Below are 15,474 nucleotides of genomic sequence, written 5' to 3'. Positions count from 1 at the left end.
TCATGGTAAAAAAACAAAAGCCAAGATGCCCGGCCCGGCCATTTTCAAGCGCTATCATTTGCCTGCCGTTGCATTCCATGCAAGTTGCAGCGGCGGGGAGTCAGGGCCCTGAACTCGATGTCTTCCACTTGTTTGACAGGAGTAGTCATGCCGTACATCAAAGTTATCAATGGAGTCATGCAAGAGTTCAACGCCGCCGGCGTCAATACGGGCAAGGTCAGCGGCATCGGCCTCAATTCGCACGCGTATCTGGAACACCGTAACTGGAGTGACACCGCACCGCTCGTTCCGGACCCGATGTATCCCGATTACAGCACCGATTTGCCGTATCTTGCCGCCAATGGCTTCAAGTACATCCAGGTGATGCTGGCGCCTTTCAATGGCAAGGCTGGCACTTGGAACTGGGGCTATGTTGTGGGCGAGCCAAAGTTCGCAACCGACAATACGCTAACCGCGCTCAATATCAAGCCCGGATACTGGGCTGCGGTACAGACGCTGCTCGATTGCGCGCTGGCCAATGGCATCGGCATCATCGCCTGCCCATTCTGGAATCCCTACGCCGTGCCGCAGTTGGTGGGGGAAGCGGGCCCTGAGGGCGCTACCAAAGACGAGCAGGCCGCAGCCGCGCGGCTCGCACTGATCAATCCACAGTCGAAAACACGCCGCTACATGCGTGCCTTTGCCCAGGCTTTTGCGCAACGCTACAGCAACCACGCCGGCATCGCCGCCTGGATGGCTGCGCAGGAACTGATGGCCGTGACCGAGATTGACCTGAATGTCACCCGCGAAATCATCCAGGAGACGGCGCAATTGCTGCGCGACAACGATGCCCTGGCCCGCATGATTTCGTCCGGCAATGCGGGCATTGCCCATACTTCGCCCCGTCAAGGCTCCTTGCAGCAATACGTCTCGGAAACCCTGCCATTCCTGAATCCGGATCCGGTCGACTGTCTTTGCGAAAACCTGTTCCCGGGTAACGAATATGTCAGCAGCGGCCTGACTGCCGGCGCGGATTTGCCATCCGATTTCGTTTCGTCTTCGCTCGCTTATCTGCAAGTGATGCAGCGCGCGGCCAAGAACTTGGGCAAACCGTATTACCTTGGCAGCTTTTGCCTGTCGAAAAAGCAAGAGCTGGCGTTGCAAGATTCCGAGCGGCAAGACAACTTGCACGCGTTGCTGAGCGCCATACGCCGTACGGGCGTGCAACTGGCGTGCTATTGGGACTGGAATGGGGGCAAGCCGATGGAAGACGAAGGTCTGAACCTGGTGGAGACACCGGCCTACAGCAACGGACGCAAGGCGGTCTGGGACGCCTTGCGGGGCGAAGACGCCATGCGGCCGGCGCCGCCCACGCCCTGCTTCGGCGTGACGAAGACCTTGCAGTTCCAGCCTGGCCTGTTGCTCACCGTGCCGTCGTCCTTGCGCTACGAGAGTGCGGATTTCTCGCTGTCGTATTGCATCCGGCAGCAGGCTTTAACCTCGACCAAGGATATCGACCATGCTTTCATCAAGCGTCAATCGAATAGCAAAGGCTGGGCGCTGCTGCAAAAGTTTATTACTACGCAAAACTATCTGAGCACCTACCTCCAGTTATGGGGGGGAAATGCCGTGAGCTCGAACAACAATGGCCACGGTGTGGAAGTGGATATCGCCAACCGCTGGCTGCGCTGCACTTACACCGTCAAGCATGATGGCTCGATCAGCCTGTACGTCGACGATTTTCTCATGTACCAAGGGAATAAGATGTCGCAGCCATTCGTGAACGCTATGGGTACACCCCTGGTGATCGGCCGTAACGTGCATGCGCTGGAGCAGGGCGCGCCCGCCTGGCAGTTGTCGGACGTCATCCTGTACGACCGCGTGCTGACGCCGAAGGAAGTGTATGACTATGGCCAATATGGCATCGTGAACCGGCCCGTGGGACGCTGGAAGCTCGATGGCAACCTGGAAGACAGTTCGGGCTTCGGCAATCATGCCAGCACGCCTGGCGGGTTGACCTACGTCAACGTCTGATTCGCTGATCAGACGTCGGATGTGTTGCGCGGCCATGTTTTTTGACAAAAGCATGGCCGCGCCGAGATGGCATGGGGCGCGCTGGCTCAGTGTGGCTTACAATATCGTTTTGCACCAGTTACTTGAAAACTACTATGTCCAACGAGCAACCAGCAGTCGTCACCGAAGCGGCTTACCTCACCCTGCATTATCGTCTTGCTACTGTTGACGGTACTGATATTGTCACGACCTTCAGCGGCAATCCTGCGACCTTGATGCTGGGACAGGGCCAGCTGGCGCCGTTCCTCGAGCAGCGCTTGCTGGGCTTGCCTGAAGGCACGCACCAGACGTTCGAGCTGGCGGCCGGCGAAGGCTTCGGCGAGCGCAATCCCGAGCTGGTGCAATCCGTCTCGCGCGCGACCCTGGACGAAAACTCCGTGCCCGGTGCCGACTACAAGATCGGTGACCTGGTCGACTTCGCCGCGCCGGGCGGCGGCCGCTTTGCCGGCGTGCTGCGCGAAATGCGCGAGGACTCCGCCCTGTTCGACTTCAATCATCCGCTGGCGGGCCAGCCGCTGCGTTTTGAAGTCAAGCTCATTTCGGTCCTGTAAGGAATAGCGATGGATAAAGAACTGTTACTGGCCCAGCCCCGCGGTTTCTGCGCTGGCGTCGACCGGGCGATCGAAATCGTCGAACGCGCCTTGCAGCAATTTGGCGCACCGATCTACGTGCGCCATGAAATCGTCCACAACGCCTATGTGGTGGCCGATCTGCGCAACAAGGGCGCCATCTTCATCGACGACCTCGATGACGTGCCTGCTGGCAATACGCTCGTGTTTTCCGCCCATGGCGTGTCGAAAGCCGTGCGCGCCGAGGCGGAATCGCGCGGCCTGAGCATTTTTGACGCGACTTGCCCGCTCGTCACCAAGGTGCACATGGAAGTGGGCAAGATGCGTCGCGAAGGCCGCGAGATCATCATGATCGGCCATGACGGCCATCCGGAGGTGGAAGGCACGATGGGCCAGGCGGATATGGGCATGCATCTGGTGGAAACGCTCGAAGATGTGGCGAAATTGCAGGTCGCCAATCCGGATCGCCTGGCCTATGTTTCGCAAACAACGTTGTCAGTTGACGACACCAGCGACATTATTGCGGCCTTGAAAGCGAAATATCCGAATATCGCCGAGCCGAAAAAAGGCGACATCTGCTACGCCACCACCAACCGCCAGGAAGCCGTGAAATTCATGGCGCCGCAAGTGGAAGTGGTGATCGTCGTGGGCAGCCCGAACAGCTCGAATTCGAACCGCCTGCGCGAAGTGGCCGAGAAGATGGGCACGCCTGCCTACATGGTCGACAATGCCTCGCAGATCGACCCCGCCTGGCTGGAAGGCAAGCTGCGCGTGGGTGTGACGGCTGGCGCCTCGGCGCCCGAGGTGCTGGTGCAAGCCGTCATCGACCGCCTGAAAGCGTGCGGCGTGAAGAGCGTGCGGCCCCTCGACGGCGTGCAGGAAGCCGTCACCTTCCCGATGCCGAAAGGCCTCGATGGCATCAAGCGCGACGTCGCCTGAGCCTGCGGGACGATTGAGTATCGATGAGGAGTTACCTCAAAACCGAATTTAATTCGGAAATGATCGATTTATTCCAAGCTTAGTTTTTGCAAAAGATCGTTATGATTGCCTCAAGCTTGAATATGTTGTCGTTATGACTAAGCAAGGTCACGCCCATTTTGAGTGCGTGCACCATGCTGGTGAGAACGGTCCAGGGATGGCACTGCAGGAATTCTTCCTCCGGTGCCGTTTTTGTATCAGCGACATATTCCGGTGGAAGTTGTTCCCGAAAAATGCATATTTGATAGGGCAATCATGGATACATTCATCCAGCAGATCATCAACGGCTTGGTGTTGGGCAGCATGTATGCCTTAGTCGCCCTCGGTTACACCATGGTGTACGGCGTGCTGAACCTGATCAACTTCGCCCACGGCGACGTACTCATGATCGGCGCCATGGTGGGCTTGAGCATTCTCAAGCTGCTGGGCATCTATGTGCCGGACTGGCCCGGCTATCTGAAACTGGCCACCGCCATCCTCGGCGCCATTCCCATCTGTATTCTGGTCAACATCATCATCGAGCGGGTCGCCTACCGCCGCCTGCGCAACGCTCCCCGCCTCGCCCCCCTGATTACCGCCATCGGCGTCTCCATCCTCTTGCAAACCTTCGCCATGATGATCTGGACGCGCAATCCCTTGCCCTTCCCGCAATTGCTGTCGACCGACCCCATCAACATAGGCGGCGCCGTGATTTCTCAGACGCAAGTGCTGTTGCTGGCCCTGGCCGCCTTGTCGATGGGCGGATTGGTGTTGTTGGTGGAAAAAACGCGCATGGGCCGCGCCATGCGCGCCACGGCGGAAAACCCCCGCGTGGCGGGCCTCATGGGCGTCGATTCCGACAAGGTCATCGTCGCCACCTTTGCCATCGGCGCCGCGCTGGCGGCCGTGGCGGGCGTGATGTGGGGCGCCAACTATGCCTCGATTCAATTTTCCATGGGCGCCATCCCCGGCCTGAAGGCCTTTTGCGCGGCCGTGTTGGGTGGCATCGGCAATATCTACGGCGCCATGCTGGGCGGTATCTTGCTGGGCATTATCGAGAGCCTGGGCGCCGGCTATATCGGCGACATCACGGGCGGCTTCCTGGGCAGCCACTACCAGGATATCTTTGCCTTCGTCGTGCTGATCATCGTGCTGACCCTGCGCCCGTCCGGCATCATGGGCGAACGCGTGGCCGACCGTGCCTGATGTGACACTGGGAGATTAAATCATGGCATTACTCGATTTCGACGCTAAGAAAAATCCGACCAAAGCCTACGCCGGCATGCTGGGCCTAGCCGCGCTGCTGGTGGTGTTTCCGTTTTTTGCCGCCCAGTTCGGCAATTCATGGGTGCGCATCATCGACATGGCCTTGCTGTACATCATGCTGGCCCTGGGCCTGAACATCGTCGTCGGCTTCGCCGGCCTGCTCGATCTGGGCTACATCGCCTTCTACGCCGTGGGCGCCTACCTGACGGCCTTGCTGGCCTCGCCCCAGTTCGCCATCCTGCTCGAATCGGTGGTGAATCAATATCCCGTGCTGGGCGAAACGCTGGTGCAGCTGATGGGGCCGGAAATCCGTGAAAACGGCATCCATTTGTCGATCTGGCTCATCGTGCCGCTGGCCGCCGCGGTGGCCGGCCTGTTCGGCGCCCTGCTGGGCGCGCCGACGCTCAAGTTGCGCGGCGACTATCTGGCCATCGTGACCCTGGGCTTTGGCGAGATCATCCGCATCTTCATGAACAATTTGAACGACCCGATCAATTTCACGAATGGCCCGCAAGGCATCAATCTGATCGACCCGATCCGCATCTTCGGCGTCAACCTGGCGGGCGAGGCGGGCAGCAACAGCACGGTGATGCTGGGCGGCTTTTCCATGCCGTCCGTGAATGCGTATTACTTTTTGTTCCTCTTCCTGTGCATCGCTGTCGTGTTCGTCACCAAGCGCCTCCAGCATTCGCGCCTGGGCCGCGCCTGGGTCGCCATCCGCGAAGACGAGATCGCCGCCAAGGCCATGGGTATCAATACGCGCAACGTGAAATTGCTGGCCTTTTCCATGGGCGCCTCGTTCGGCGGCGTGGCCGGCGCCATGTTTGCCTCGTTCCAGGGCTTTGTCTCGCCGGAATCGTTTTCCTTGACGGAATCGATCGCCGTGCTGGCCATGGTGGTGCTGGGCGGTATCGGCCACATCCCCGGCGTCATCCTGGGCGGCGTGATCCTGGCATCCATTCCCGAAGTGCTGCGCCACGTGGTGGAACCGGCCCAGCAGGCGCTGTTCGGCCATGTGGTGATCGAGGCGGAAGTGCTGCGCCAGCTGCTGTACGGCCTGGCCATGGTCTTGATCATGCTCAACCGTCCCGCCGGCCTGTGGCCCTCGCCGAAGCACGAAGACCGGCCCGACCACGACGTCGACCAGCCGAATAAATCCACCGGCGTCGTGTCCGCTTAAGGGAGGGAACGCACCATGAGCGAACAGATCATTCTCAATATCGCCGGCGTGAACAAGCGTTTCGGCGGCCTGCAGGCGTTGACGGACGTGGGCATTACCATCCGGCAAGGCCAGATCTACGGCTTGATCGGCCCGAACGGCGCCGGCAAGACCACCTTCTTCAACGTGATCACGGGCCTGTACCAGCCCGACACGGGCACTTTCGAGCTGGCCGGCAAGCCGTATTCGCCGTCCGCGCCGCACAAGGTGGCCAAGGCGGGCATTGCGCGCACCTTCCAGAACATCCGCCTGTTTGGCGACATGACGGCGCTGGAAAACGTCATGGTGGGACGCCACGTGCGCTCGCACCAGGGCGTGTTCGGCGCCATCTTCCGCCACAAGGCGGCGCGCGAGGAAGAGGCGTCCATCCGCCGGCGGGCGATGGAATTGCTCGACTTCGTCGGCATCGCCCAGTTCGCAAGCCGCACGGCGCGCTTCTTGTCGTATGGCGACCAGCGGCGCCTGGAAATCGCCCGCGCGCTGGCCACCGATCCGCAACTGCTGGCCCTGGATGAGCCGGCGGCCGGCATGAATGCGACGGAAAAGCTGGCCTTGCGCGAATTGCTGGTGAAAATCAAGGCCGAAGGCAAGACCGTGCTGTTGATCGAGCACGACGTGAAACTGATGATGGGACTGTGCGACCGCATCACGGTGCTCGAGTATGGCAAGCGCATCGCCGAAGGCTTGCCGGCCGAAATACAACAAAACCCGGCCGTCATCGAGGCTTATCTGGGGGGATCGCACGCATGAGCAATATATTGAAGGTGGCGGGCCTGCACGTGGCTTACGGCGGCATCAAGGCGGTGAAAGGCATCGACCTGGAAGTCAATGAGGGCGAACTGATCGCCCTGATCGGCGCGAACGGCGCCGGCAAGACCACGACCCTGAAAGCCATCACGGGCACCTTGCCTGCATGCAAAGTCGAAGGCACGATCAGTTACCTGGGCGAATCGCTCAAGGGGAGCAAGTCGTTTCACCTGGTGGAGCGGAAGCTGGCCATGGTGCCGGAAGGGCGGGGCGTGTTTACGCGCATGTCGATCCGTGAAAACCTCATGATGGGCGCCTACACGCGCACGGACATGGCCGGCGTCGAGGATGACATTGCCAAGTGGTTCGACGTCTTTCCCCGCCTGAAGGAGCGGGCGGCGCAGATGGCCGGCACCCTGTCGGGCGGCGAACAGCAGATGCTGGCCATGGCGCGCGCCCTGATGAGCCATCCGAAGCTGCTGCTGCTCGACGAGCCATCGATGGGCTTGTCGCCCATCATGGTCGAGAAAATCTTCGAGGTGATCCGCAAGGTGTCGTCCGAAGGCATCACGATCCTGCTGGTCGAACAGAATGCCCGTTTGGCCCTGCAGGCGGCGCACCGCGGCTATGTGATGGATTCCGGCCTGGTCACCATGGGCGGCAACGCGGCGGCCATGCTCGACGACCCGCGCGTGAAGGCGGCGTATCTGGGGGAGTAAGGGCGGGAAAGTAAAAGCGCATAAAAAATGCCCCAGCTGGGCTGGGGCATAATGGCATCCGTCAGGGAAGTGCGGGATGGATGCCTGGAGGAGCTGGTACTAAAGTAACCCCCGAGGATTACTAGCGGACCGCCTTGGCGGTCGCGCAGGAATTACTTGGCGGCAGCGCGCGGCACGACTTTTTCAGCCGCTTGCGTGAACTGGTTCACGGCCGAGGTCAGGTTCGCTTCGATGGCTTCGACGGCTTGCTTGCTGGTTTTCGAGAACTGCTCGTAGCCTGCATTGGCGTTGCCGATGGCGCTTTTCAGGATGGCGACGGCGTTTTCCGAACCGGCTGGCGCGTTCTTGGTGACTTCTTCCACCAGGGACAGGACTTTGCGGTTGGTTTCAGCGATCTGCGATTCAGCTGCTTTGCTGAACTCGGCTTGGGTGCCCGACGTGATGGCAGCCAGGTGACGGCCGTAAGCGATGGCTTTTTCGGCGCTAGGTTGCGCTTGAGCGGCGCTCAGCGAGAAGAATTCTTGTGGATCTTTTGCCGACAGCAATTGCTTGGCGGCGGCGGTCGATTCTTCCAGCGTTGCCTTGGCGGCGGTCAGGTTCAGTTCGACGATCTTTTCGATGCCTTCGAAGGCTTTGCCCGTCAGCGACGAGAACAGGGCGAATTGGGCTTCCAGGTTGGCTTTGGTAGCGGACGAAAATTGCTCAGGAATTGAAAACATATAAATCTCCAAAAAATCGAAATCTGGTTAATTTGATGCTGCGTGTACCGTTTGGGAAAGCAGGTGAATCTAAATTTTTCAAGCTGAACAAGAATTGTGCAACGCAACAAACCCTATTCTACGGCGAAAAAAAACGAAGTCAAGCGATTCTTGTGCGATGCAACAATTGAATAGATTTGCATCAAAAGCCGTTGTTTCTAAAGAGAAATATTTGATTTCTAGGTGTCAATGGTTTGAACCTAAACTAGCGTTTCCAGGGGGGGGCGGGGACGATCGCGGCGCAGCATGCTAGACTTTGCCTCCCGCACTGGCGCAGCGCCCCGGTGCCGATCCCGTTTCCCGAGTTGATACCATGTCCAATCTTCCCGCCGCGGCTGGCGCCAGCGGCAAAGCCACTTTCCTGACCACTGCGACACCGATGGCCTTGCCCGCCTTCTTCGTGTTGTTATGGAGCACAGGTTTTATCGTCGCCAAGTTCGGCCTTCCGTACGCGCCGCCGCTGACCTTTTTGCTGCTGCGCTTCCTGGGCGTGCTGGTGATCCTGCTGCCCCTGGTGCTGCTGTTGCGCGCGCCATGGCCCGTGGGGCAGTTCCGCCAGATCGCCGTGGCCGGCATCCTGATGCAGGCCGGCTACCTGGCCGGCGTCTGGTGCGCCATCAAGCTGGGCATGCCGGCCGGTCTGTCGGCCCTGATCGTCGGCATGCAGCCCGTGCTGACGGCCTGCGCCGCCCCCCTGATCGGCGAATCCGTGCGTCCGCGCCAGTGGCTGGGCCTGTTCTTCGGCTTGCTGGGCGTGGCCCTCGTCGTGTATGCGAAGATCAACCTCGTGGGCCTGACGGTGGAAAGCGTGCTGCTGTGCGTATTTGCCCTGCTGTCGATGACGGCCGGCACCATGTACCAAAAACGCCACTGTCCCCAGTTCGACTTGCGCACCGGCACGGTGGTGCAGTTTGCCGCTTCCATCATCGTGGTGTTGCCATTCGCCTTGTATTACGAAGGCTTGGACCTGCATTTCAGCAACGTGCAATGGACGGCGAATTTCATCGGCGCCTTGCTGTGGTCGGTACTCGTGCTGTCCATCGGCGCCATCTTCCTGCTGTTCGCCCTGATCCGCCGCAGCGACGCGACGAAAGTGACGGGCTTGCTGTATCTGACGCCGCCCACGACGGCCGTGATGGCCTGGCTGATGTTTGGCGAAGCGTTTAATATGCTGGGCATCGCCGGCATGCTGGTGGCCGTGGTCGGCGTGGTATTCGTCGTCAAGAAATAGCAGGGAGCAGGGCAGTGAGCAAGCACGCATTGGAAACACCGTCGGCGCAGCAAGCCGTGGACGCCGTCATTCTGTCGCGCCGTTCGATCCGCGCCTTTTTACCCACGCCGGTGGCGCAGGACGATATCGCGCGCATCCTGGAAGTGGCGGCGCGCGCGCCTTCGGGCGCCAACATGCAGCCGTGGAAAGTGTACGTGCTGTCGGGCGAGGCGCGCCAGCGCCTGTCGCGCCGCATCCTGGCCGCCTATGATGCGCCGAAGGCGCCCGATGCGCCCGCGCGCACGGCGTCGTATACCTATTACCCGCGCCAGTGGACGGCGCCGTTCATCGAACGCCGCCGCAAGATCGGCCTGGACCTGTACCAACTGCTGGGTTTGGAGCGGGGCGACACGGCCGGCATGGCGGCCCAGCATGGACGCAACTTCCAGTTCTTCGATGCGCCCGTGGGCCTGATCTTTACCATCGAGCGGGTGCTGGAACAGGGTTCCTGGCTCGATTACGGCATGTTCTTGCAAAATATCATGCTGGCGGCGCGCGCGCGGGGCCTCGATACCTGCCCGCAAGCGGCCTTCATCCACTACCATGACATCATCCGCGACGAGCTGGACATACCGGCCAGCGAAATGCTGGTGTGCGGCATGGCCCTCGGCTATGCCGACCCGGACAAGATCGAGAACCGCTTGAGCACGGAACGCGAGCCGCTGGCCGGCTTTGTTAAATTCATGGACAAATAGACATTACCAGCGATGGGCACCGGCAAACAGCCGCTTAAGGATGAGCTTGTTTGCGGATCGCCAACGGTTTGTATTTCATTGCTGCAATAAATACTGTCCCAACTGTTAAATGGGCTTGCGATTACTCTGCATTTCGCTACACTGCAATAAGGCAACAGCTTCACGGGGAATTATCGAATGGCTAAGTTTAAACTGGCGCTGGGTGTCCTGGCTTCCCTGCTGTTTGCACTGGCGCCGGCTGCGGCCGTGCACGCCAGGGATGCGAACGGCAAATCCTCAGCCGCGAAGAAACACAACACCAAGAAAGTCAAGGTCGTGCTGCGCAAGGGCGCGACGGCCGCGCCGCGCGAAAAGAGCGTGCGCCGGGTCGTCATGGTGCGCGGCAAACGCAAGGTCATCTATCAAAAAGTCAGCAGCGTGGCCGTGCCCATGGCCGCACCGATGCCCACCATGGGTGACCTGGCCGGCCTGAACCTGACGCGCGATCCGCTCGACCTCAAGTCGAGCGTGGCGCTGGTGCTGGACCAGGCCAATTCGGAAGTGCTGTTTGAAAAGAATTCCAATGTCGCCCTGCCCATCGCCTCCATCACCAAGATGATGACGGGCCTGGTCGTGGTCGAAGCGCGCCAGGACATGGATGAAGTGCTGACGATTACGGACGAGGACGTCGACCGCGCCAAGTTCAGCAGCTCACGCCTGAAAGTGGGTTCGCAATTGACGCGCGCAAATATGCTGCACATCGCCCTGATGAGCTCGGAAAACCGCGCCGCCTCTGCGCTGGGGCGCAATTATCCGGGCGGCTTGCCGGCGTTTGTCGACGCCATGAACAGCAAGGCGCGCCAGCTGGGCATGATGGATACGCATTACGTCGATTCCAGCGGCTTGTCGAAAATGAACGTGGCCAGCGCGCGCGACCTGGGCAAGCTGGCCATGGCCGCCTTCCGCCATCCGCTGCTGCGCGAATACTCGACGGACCCGAAAGCCATCGTCGAAGCCAGCGGCCAGCCCATGCAGTTTGGCAATACGAATCACCTGGTGGCCAATCCGGGCTGGGAAATCGGCCTGCAAAAGACGGGCTTCATTAATGAGGCGGGACGTTGTCTGATGATGCAGGCTGTCATCGAAGGACGGGCCGTGATCATGGTCTTCCTTGATTCCAAGGGGAAACAGTCGCGCACGGCCGATGCGGGACGCATGCGCAAGTGGCTGGAGGCATTGAAACCCGCCAATATGAGCCTGCCCGGCGGATAAGGTATTCAGGGCAGCGTTGCTGCCCTGTCTCTTTACTCCTGGGGAATGAATCCCAGTGTGACAGAAATCTGGTTCGCCGTCTCGACCAGGTCCACCAGCCACTCATCCTGCAGGCGGTCGGCGGGGGCGGAAATGGACAGGCCGGCGATCAGCTTGCCCGAGTCGTCGCGGATGCCGGCGGCCATGCAGCGCACGCCCAGTTCCAGCTCTTCATTGTCGCGCGCATAGCCGCGTTCGCGCACCAGGCTCAGCTCGCGCTCGAGCTTTTGCAGATCCGTGATGGAATTCTTGTTGTGTCCGGCCAAGCCCGTGCGCGTGGCATACGCGCGGATGGCTTTCGGTTCGTCGACGGAGAGGAACAGCTTGCCCGTCGAGGTCAGGTGCAGCGGGCCGCGGCCGCCGATGGCGCGCACCACCTGCATGCCTGAGCGCTCGGAAAAGGCGCGGTCGATGTAGACGATTTCGTCGCCCTGGCGCACGGACAGGTTGATGGTCTGCTGGGTTTTCTTGTGCAGCTGGCGCATGAAATCGAGCGCCGCTTCGCGCACGCTGAGGCGGCTTTTCACCACATTGCCCAGTTCCAGCAGGCGCATGCCCAGGCGGTAGGTGCCCGGTTCGATGCGGTCGACGAAGCGCGTCAGCACCATGTCGTTGAGGATGCGGTGCGCCGTCGAGGGATGCAGGCCGGATACTTTCGACAATTCCTTCAGGCTGACCGGGTCGGAATATTTGGCCAGGGCATCGAGCAGGGCGACCATGCGTTCGATCACCTGGATCGTCGTCTTCGGGGCTGCGACCGGTTCAATTTTCATGATGGATTTGGTGCAATGCAGTATTCATGCATCTTTATACCATGATGTGAAAAAATAGTGAAATGTTCCGAGATATTCAGCGAATAAATTGTCACAATTCTCATGTTGGCCGTCATAATTGGCGGCTGGATGGACTTTGAATCATGGAAAACTATGCAACCTGTAAATGAATTCAAGAGCAAAAGCGGCTTGAAACGGATTTTTTCCGCCTTTTTCTATTCGCTCGACGGCTTGAAAGCGGCCTGGCGCCACGAACACGCGTTCCGCCAGGAACTGGGCTTGTTCCTCGTCGGCACCGTGATCGCCTTGCTGCTGCGCATCTCCGCGTTTGAAAAACTGGTGCTGATCGGCGTGCTGCTGCTGGTGCTGATCGTCGAACTGATCAATTCGGCAATCGAGGCCGTGGTCGACCGCATTTCGCTCGAGCGCCATCCGCTGTCGAAAAACGCCAAGGACTTCGGCAGCGCCGCCGTGCTGCTCACGTGTATCCTGGCTTTCGCCACGTGGTCTGTGGTGCTGTTCAACCGTTTTTATTAAGCACTAAATCCCCGTTGCGCGGCCTCGATATGCGAAAATCGCATATCGAACGGCGAAACGCTTCGTTCTCTTTGCGGCCGTTGCGCCGTAATCTGGTGGCTCTGAAAGTTCAACCATACGGGGATCTTAGATGCTGTCGAAAAAAATCATCATTGCCGCCGCCCTCAGCGCGTTTGCCATTCTGCAAACGGCGCAGGCTGCCGATATCACCCTGCTCAATGTGTCGTACGACCCGACGCGCGAGCTGTACCAGGATGTGAATACGGCGTTTGCCAAGGAATGGAAAGGCAAGACGGGCGACAACGTCAAGATCAAGCAATCGCACGGCGGCTCCGGCAAGCAGGCGCGCGCCGTCATCGACGGCCTGGAAGCGGACGTCGTCACGCTGGCCCTGGCCTACGACATCGACGCCCTGGCCGAGCACAAGCTGCTGGCCGCCGACTGGCAAAAACGCTTGACGCACAACAGCTCGCCTTACACCTCGACCATCGTCTTCCTGGTGCGCAAGGGCAACCCGAAAGGCATCAAGGATTGGAACGACCTGATCAAGCCGGGCGTGTCCGTCATCACGCCGAATCCGAAAACCTCGGGCGGCGCCCGCTGGAACCATTTGGCAGCCTGGGGCTACGCCTTGCGCCAGCCGGGCGGCAACGAAGCGAAGGCCAAGGATTTCCTCGGCAAACTGTATAAAAACGTGCCCGTGCTCGATTCCGGCGCGCGCGGCGCCACCACTACCTTCGTCGAACGCGGTATCGGCGACGTGCTGATCGCCTGGGAAAACGAGGCGTATCTCGCCGTCAAGGAACTGGGCCCGACCAAGTTCGACATCGTCACGCCGTCCGTCAGCATCCTGGCCGAGCCGCCCGTCGCCGTCGTCGACAAGTTTGCCGACAAGCATGGTACGCGCAAGGTGGCCGAGGCTTACCTGAACTACCTGTACACGGACGAAGCGCAAGACATCATCGCCAAGAATTACTACCGTCCGGCAACGGACAAGGCGGCGAAGAAATACGCGTCTCAGTTCGCCAAGGTCAACCTGTTCACCATCGAGCAAGTGGCCGGCGGTTGGACGGCGGCACAGAAGGCGCACTTTGCCGACGGCGGCATCTTCGACCAGATCTACCAGCCTAAGTAATACCGGATGGCACGATTGCCAGACCGTTACTAAAAGGAACCATCATGGCGCTGCGCAGCTTTTCCGACTACCGGGTACTGATCGTGCCGGGCTTGCATAACAGCGGTCCCGAGCATTGGCAGAGCCGCTGGCAGCGCCTGTATCCGCAATTCGAGCGGGTCGAGCAGGATGACTGGAACGCGCCTGACCTGGCCGCCTGGTCGGCGCGCCTGGACCAGGTGCGGCGGCAGGATGCGCGTCCTACCCTGATCGTCGCCCACAGCTTCGGCTGCCTGACGGCGGCGCACAGCCTGGCGCGCGACCCGCAGGGCGTGGCCGGCGTGCTGCTGGTGGGGCCGGCCGACCCCGACAAGTTTGGCGTGGCGAAGGCATTGCCGCAAAAGCGGCTGCCTTGCCCCGGCATCCTGATCGCCAGCCAGACGGACCCGTGGATGACGGCCGAACACGCGGCGCAGTGGGCGCGGCGCTGGAATTGCAAGTATATTGATGGCGGTGCGTTGGGCCATATCAACGCGGAGTCGCGCCTTGGCGATTGGGTCTACGGCCAGGCGCAACTGCAAACGCTGTTTGATCTGGCGCAAAGCGACAAGCGCCACCGTCAGGCAGCCTGATACGACGAACATCCTGCCACACAACCTCTCAAGGAGATCACGATGACTTTACGCCTGGGCGATGTCGCCCCTGATTTTGAACAAGACAGCTCGATCGGCCCGCTCAAGTTCCACGAATGGGCGGGCAATTCCTGGGTGGTGCTGTTTTCCCACCCGGCCGACTTTACGCCCGTGTGCACGACGGAGCTGGGCCTGACGGCCAAGCTCAAGCCGGAATTCGACAAGCGCAACGTGAAGGCCATCGCCCTGTCCGTGGACGCGGCCGAGTCGCACAAGAGCTGGATCAAGGATATCGAAGAGACGCAAAACACGGTGGTGGGCTTCCCCATCATCGCTGACGTCGACAAGAAAGTGTCGGTGCTGTACGACATGATCCACCCTGAACAGTCCGTCACGGCCACCGTGCGCTCCGTCTTTATCATCGACCCGAACAAGAAAGTGCGGCTGATCCTCACGTATCCGCTCAGCACGGGCCGCAACTTCAATGAAATCCTGCGCGTCATCGATGCCCTGCAGCTGACGGACGGTTACACGGTGGCCACGCCCGGCAACTGGAAGGATGGCGACGACGTCATCATTCCCTTGACCGTGCAAGACCCGGAGGTGATCAAGCAGAAATATCCGAAGGGCTTTACGGCCGCCAAGCCATACTTGCGCTTGACGCCGCAGCCGAACAAGTAAGAGCACCGAAAAAACGTCCATGGCGTTGTTGCATTGCCTCGCCGTACATTCGTACTGTCTTCGGCAACGCGCCTAGCCCTGAACGTTTTATTCGGCACTCTTGTTTCCACAAAAACGCACCTCGCCGGTGCGTTTTTTTTCGCCTGCAGATTCTGCTGGCAAGTATGCAAAATCCATCTAAGCAAATGAGAAATG

The 15,474-nt window shown here is 60.0% G+C and carries 16 protein-coding genes; 14 read left to right on the top strand and 2 right to left on the bottom strand.

Annotation, left to right across the window (positions count from 1 at the left end; all coding sequences use genetic code 11):
- Positions 1–147: 147 nt before the first annotated feature.
- From AC07VH_RS19950 to AC07VH_RS19920, 7 genes are all read left to right on the top strand, one after another.
- On the top strand, positions 148–2,013 hold the full coding sequence (locus AC07VH_RS19950) for a LamG-like jellyroll fold domain-containing protein (RefSeq protein ID WP_494787757.1): 1,866 nt from the start codon (positions 148–150) through the stop codon (positions 2,011–2,013).
- Positions 2,014–2,147: 134 nt separating this feature from the next.
- Positions 2,148–2,603: an FKBP-type peptidyl-prolyl cis-trans isomerase gene (locus AC07VH_RS19945; protein ID WP_070224501.1), complete on the top strand. Its 456-nt coding sequence runs from the start codon at positions 2,148–2,150 to the stop codon at positions 2,601–2,603.
- Positions 2,604–2,612: 9 nt separating this feature from the next.
- Positions 2,613–3,560 carry a 4-hydroxy-3-methylbut-2-enyl diphosphate reductase gene (ispH, locus tag AC07VH_RS19940; protein ID WP_475414721.1) on the top strand — a complete coding sequence of 316 codons (948 nt, stop codon included), beginning with the start codon at positions 2,613–2,615 and terminating at the stop codon, positions 3,558–3,560.
- A gap of 294 nt (positions 3,561–3,854) precedes the next feature.
- Positions 3,855–4,784, top strand: coding sequence for a branched-chain amino acid ABC transporter permease (locus AC07VH_RS19935; protein WP_215406552.1), 930 nt, complete (start codon positions 3,855–3,857; stop codon positions 4,782–4,784).
- A gap of 22 nt (positions 4,785–4,806) precedes the next feature.
- Positions 4,807–6,024, top strand: coding sequence for an ABC transporter permease subunit (locus AC07VH_RS19930; protein ID WP_494787756.1), 1,218 nt, complete (start codon positions 4,807–4,809; stop codon positions 6,022–6,024).
- Positions 6,025–6,039: 15 nt separating this feature from the next.
- Positions 6,040–6,813, top strand: coding sequence for an ABC transporter ATP-binding protein (locus AC07VH_RS19925; RefSeq protein WP_475414719.1), 774 nt, complete (start codon positions 6,040–6,042; stop codon positions 6,811–6,813).
- Positions 6,810–7,529, top strand: a complete 720-nt coding sequence (locus AC07VH_RS19920) for an ABC transporter ATP-binding protein (protein WP_494787755.1) — start codon at positions 6,810–6,812, stop codon at positions 7,527–7,529. Before AC07VH_RS19925 ends, AC07VH_RS19920 begins: the two co-directional genes overlap by 4 nt.
- A gap of 152 nt (positions 7,530–7,681) precedes the next feature.
- Here the strand turns inward: AC07VH_RS19920 and AC07VH_RS19915 are convergent, their stop codons facing one another.
- The gene (locus AC07VH_RS19915; RefSeq protein ID WP_034747490.1) at positions 7,682–8,248 is read right to left on the bottom strand and encodes a phasin family protein; all 567 of its coding nucleotides are present in this window, start codon (positions 8,246–8,248) and stop codon (positions 7,682–7,684) included.
- A gap of 352 nt (positions 8,249–8,600) precedes the next feature.
- On the opposite strand from AC07VH_RS19915, the gene AC07VH_RS19910 reads away from it, so the two are divergent.
- From AC07VH_RS19910 to pbpG, 3 genes are all read left to right on the top strand, one after another.
- Entirely contained in the window at positions 8,601–9,518 is a 918-nt protein-coding gene (locus AC07VH_RS19910) for a DMT family transporter (protein WP_475414717.1), read from the top strand.
- 14 nt (positions 9,519–9,532) lie between these two features.
- Positions 9,533–10,252 (top strand): nitroreductase, encoded by a 720-nt coding sequence (locus AC07VH_RS19905; protein WP_494787754.1) that lies wholly within the window; start codon positions 9,533–9,535, stop codon positions 10,250–10,252.
- Positions 10,253–10,429: 177 nt separating this feature from the next.
- Entirely contained in the window at positions 10,430–11,503 is a 1,074-nt protein-coding gene (pbpG, locus tag AC07VH_RS19900; RefSeq protein WP_475414715.1) for a D-alanyl-D-alanine endopeptidase, read from the top strand.
- Positions 11,504–11,535: 32 nt separating this feature from the next.
- Here the strand turns inward: pbpG and AC07VH_RS19895 are convergent, their stop codons facing one another.
- Positions 11,536–12,315, bottom strand: a complete 780-nt coding sequence (locus AC07VH_RS19895) for an IclR family transcriptional regulator (RefSeq protein WP_152250343.1) — start codon at positions 12,313–12,315, stop codon at positions 11,536–11,538.
- A gap of 153 nt (positions 12,316–12,468) precedes the next feature.
- On the opposite strand from AC07VH_RS19895, the gene AC07VH_RS19890 reads away from it, so the two are divergent.
- From AC07VH_RS19890 to AC07VH_RS19875, 4 genes are all read left to right on the top strand, one after another.
- Entirely contained in the window at positions 12,469–12,852 is a 384-nt protein-coding gene (locus AC07VH_RS19890) for a diacylglycerol kinase (protein WP_494787753.1), read from the top strand.
- 130 nt (positions 12,853–12,982) lie between these two features.
- Entirely contained in the window at positions 12,983–13,987 is a 1,005-nt protein-coding gene (locus AC07VH_RS19885) for a sulfate ABC transporter substrate-binding protein (RefSeq protein WP_494787752.1), read from the top strand.
- Between the two features lie 44 nt (positions 13,988–14,031).
- Positions 14,032–14,598: an RBBP9/YdeN family alpha/beta hydrolase gene (locus AC07VH_RS19880; RefSeq protein ID WP_475414713.1), complete on the top strand. Its 567-nt coding sequence runs from the start codon at positions 14,032–14,034 to the stop codon at positions 14,596–14,598.
- Between the two features lie 42 nt (positions 14,599–14,640).
- Positions 14,641–15,279, top strand: a complete 639-nt coding sequence (locus AC07VH_RS19875) for a peroxiredoxin (RefSeq protein ID WP_475414712.1) — start codon at positions 14,641–14,643, stop codon at positions 15,277–15,279.
- Positions 15,280–15,474 lie beyond the last annotated feature (195 nt).

Source organism: Janthinobacterium sp. GW821-FHT03C10 (genome assembly GCF_059420865.1).
Note: the sequence above shows the minus strand (reverse complement) of the source record. Positions and strands in the feature narration are given on the sequence as shown.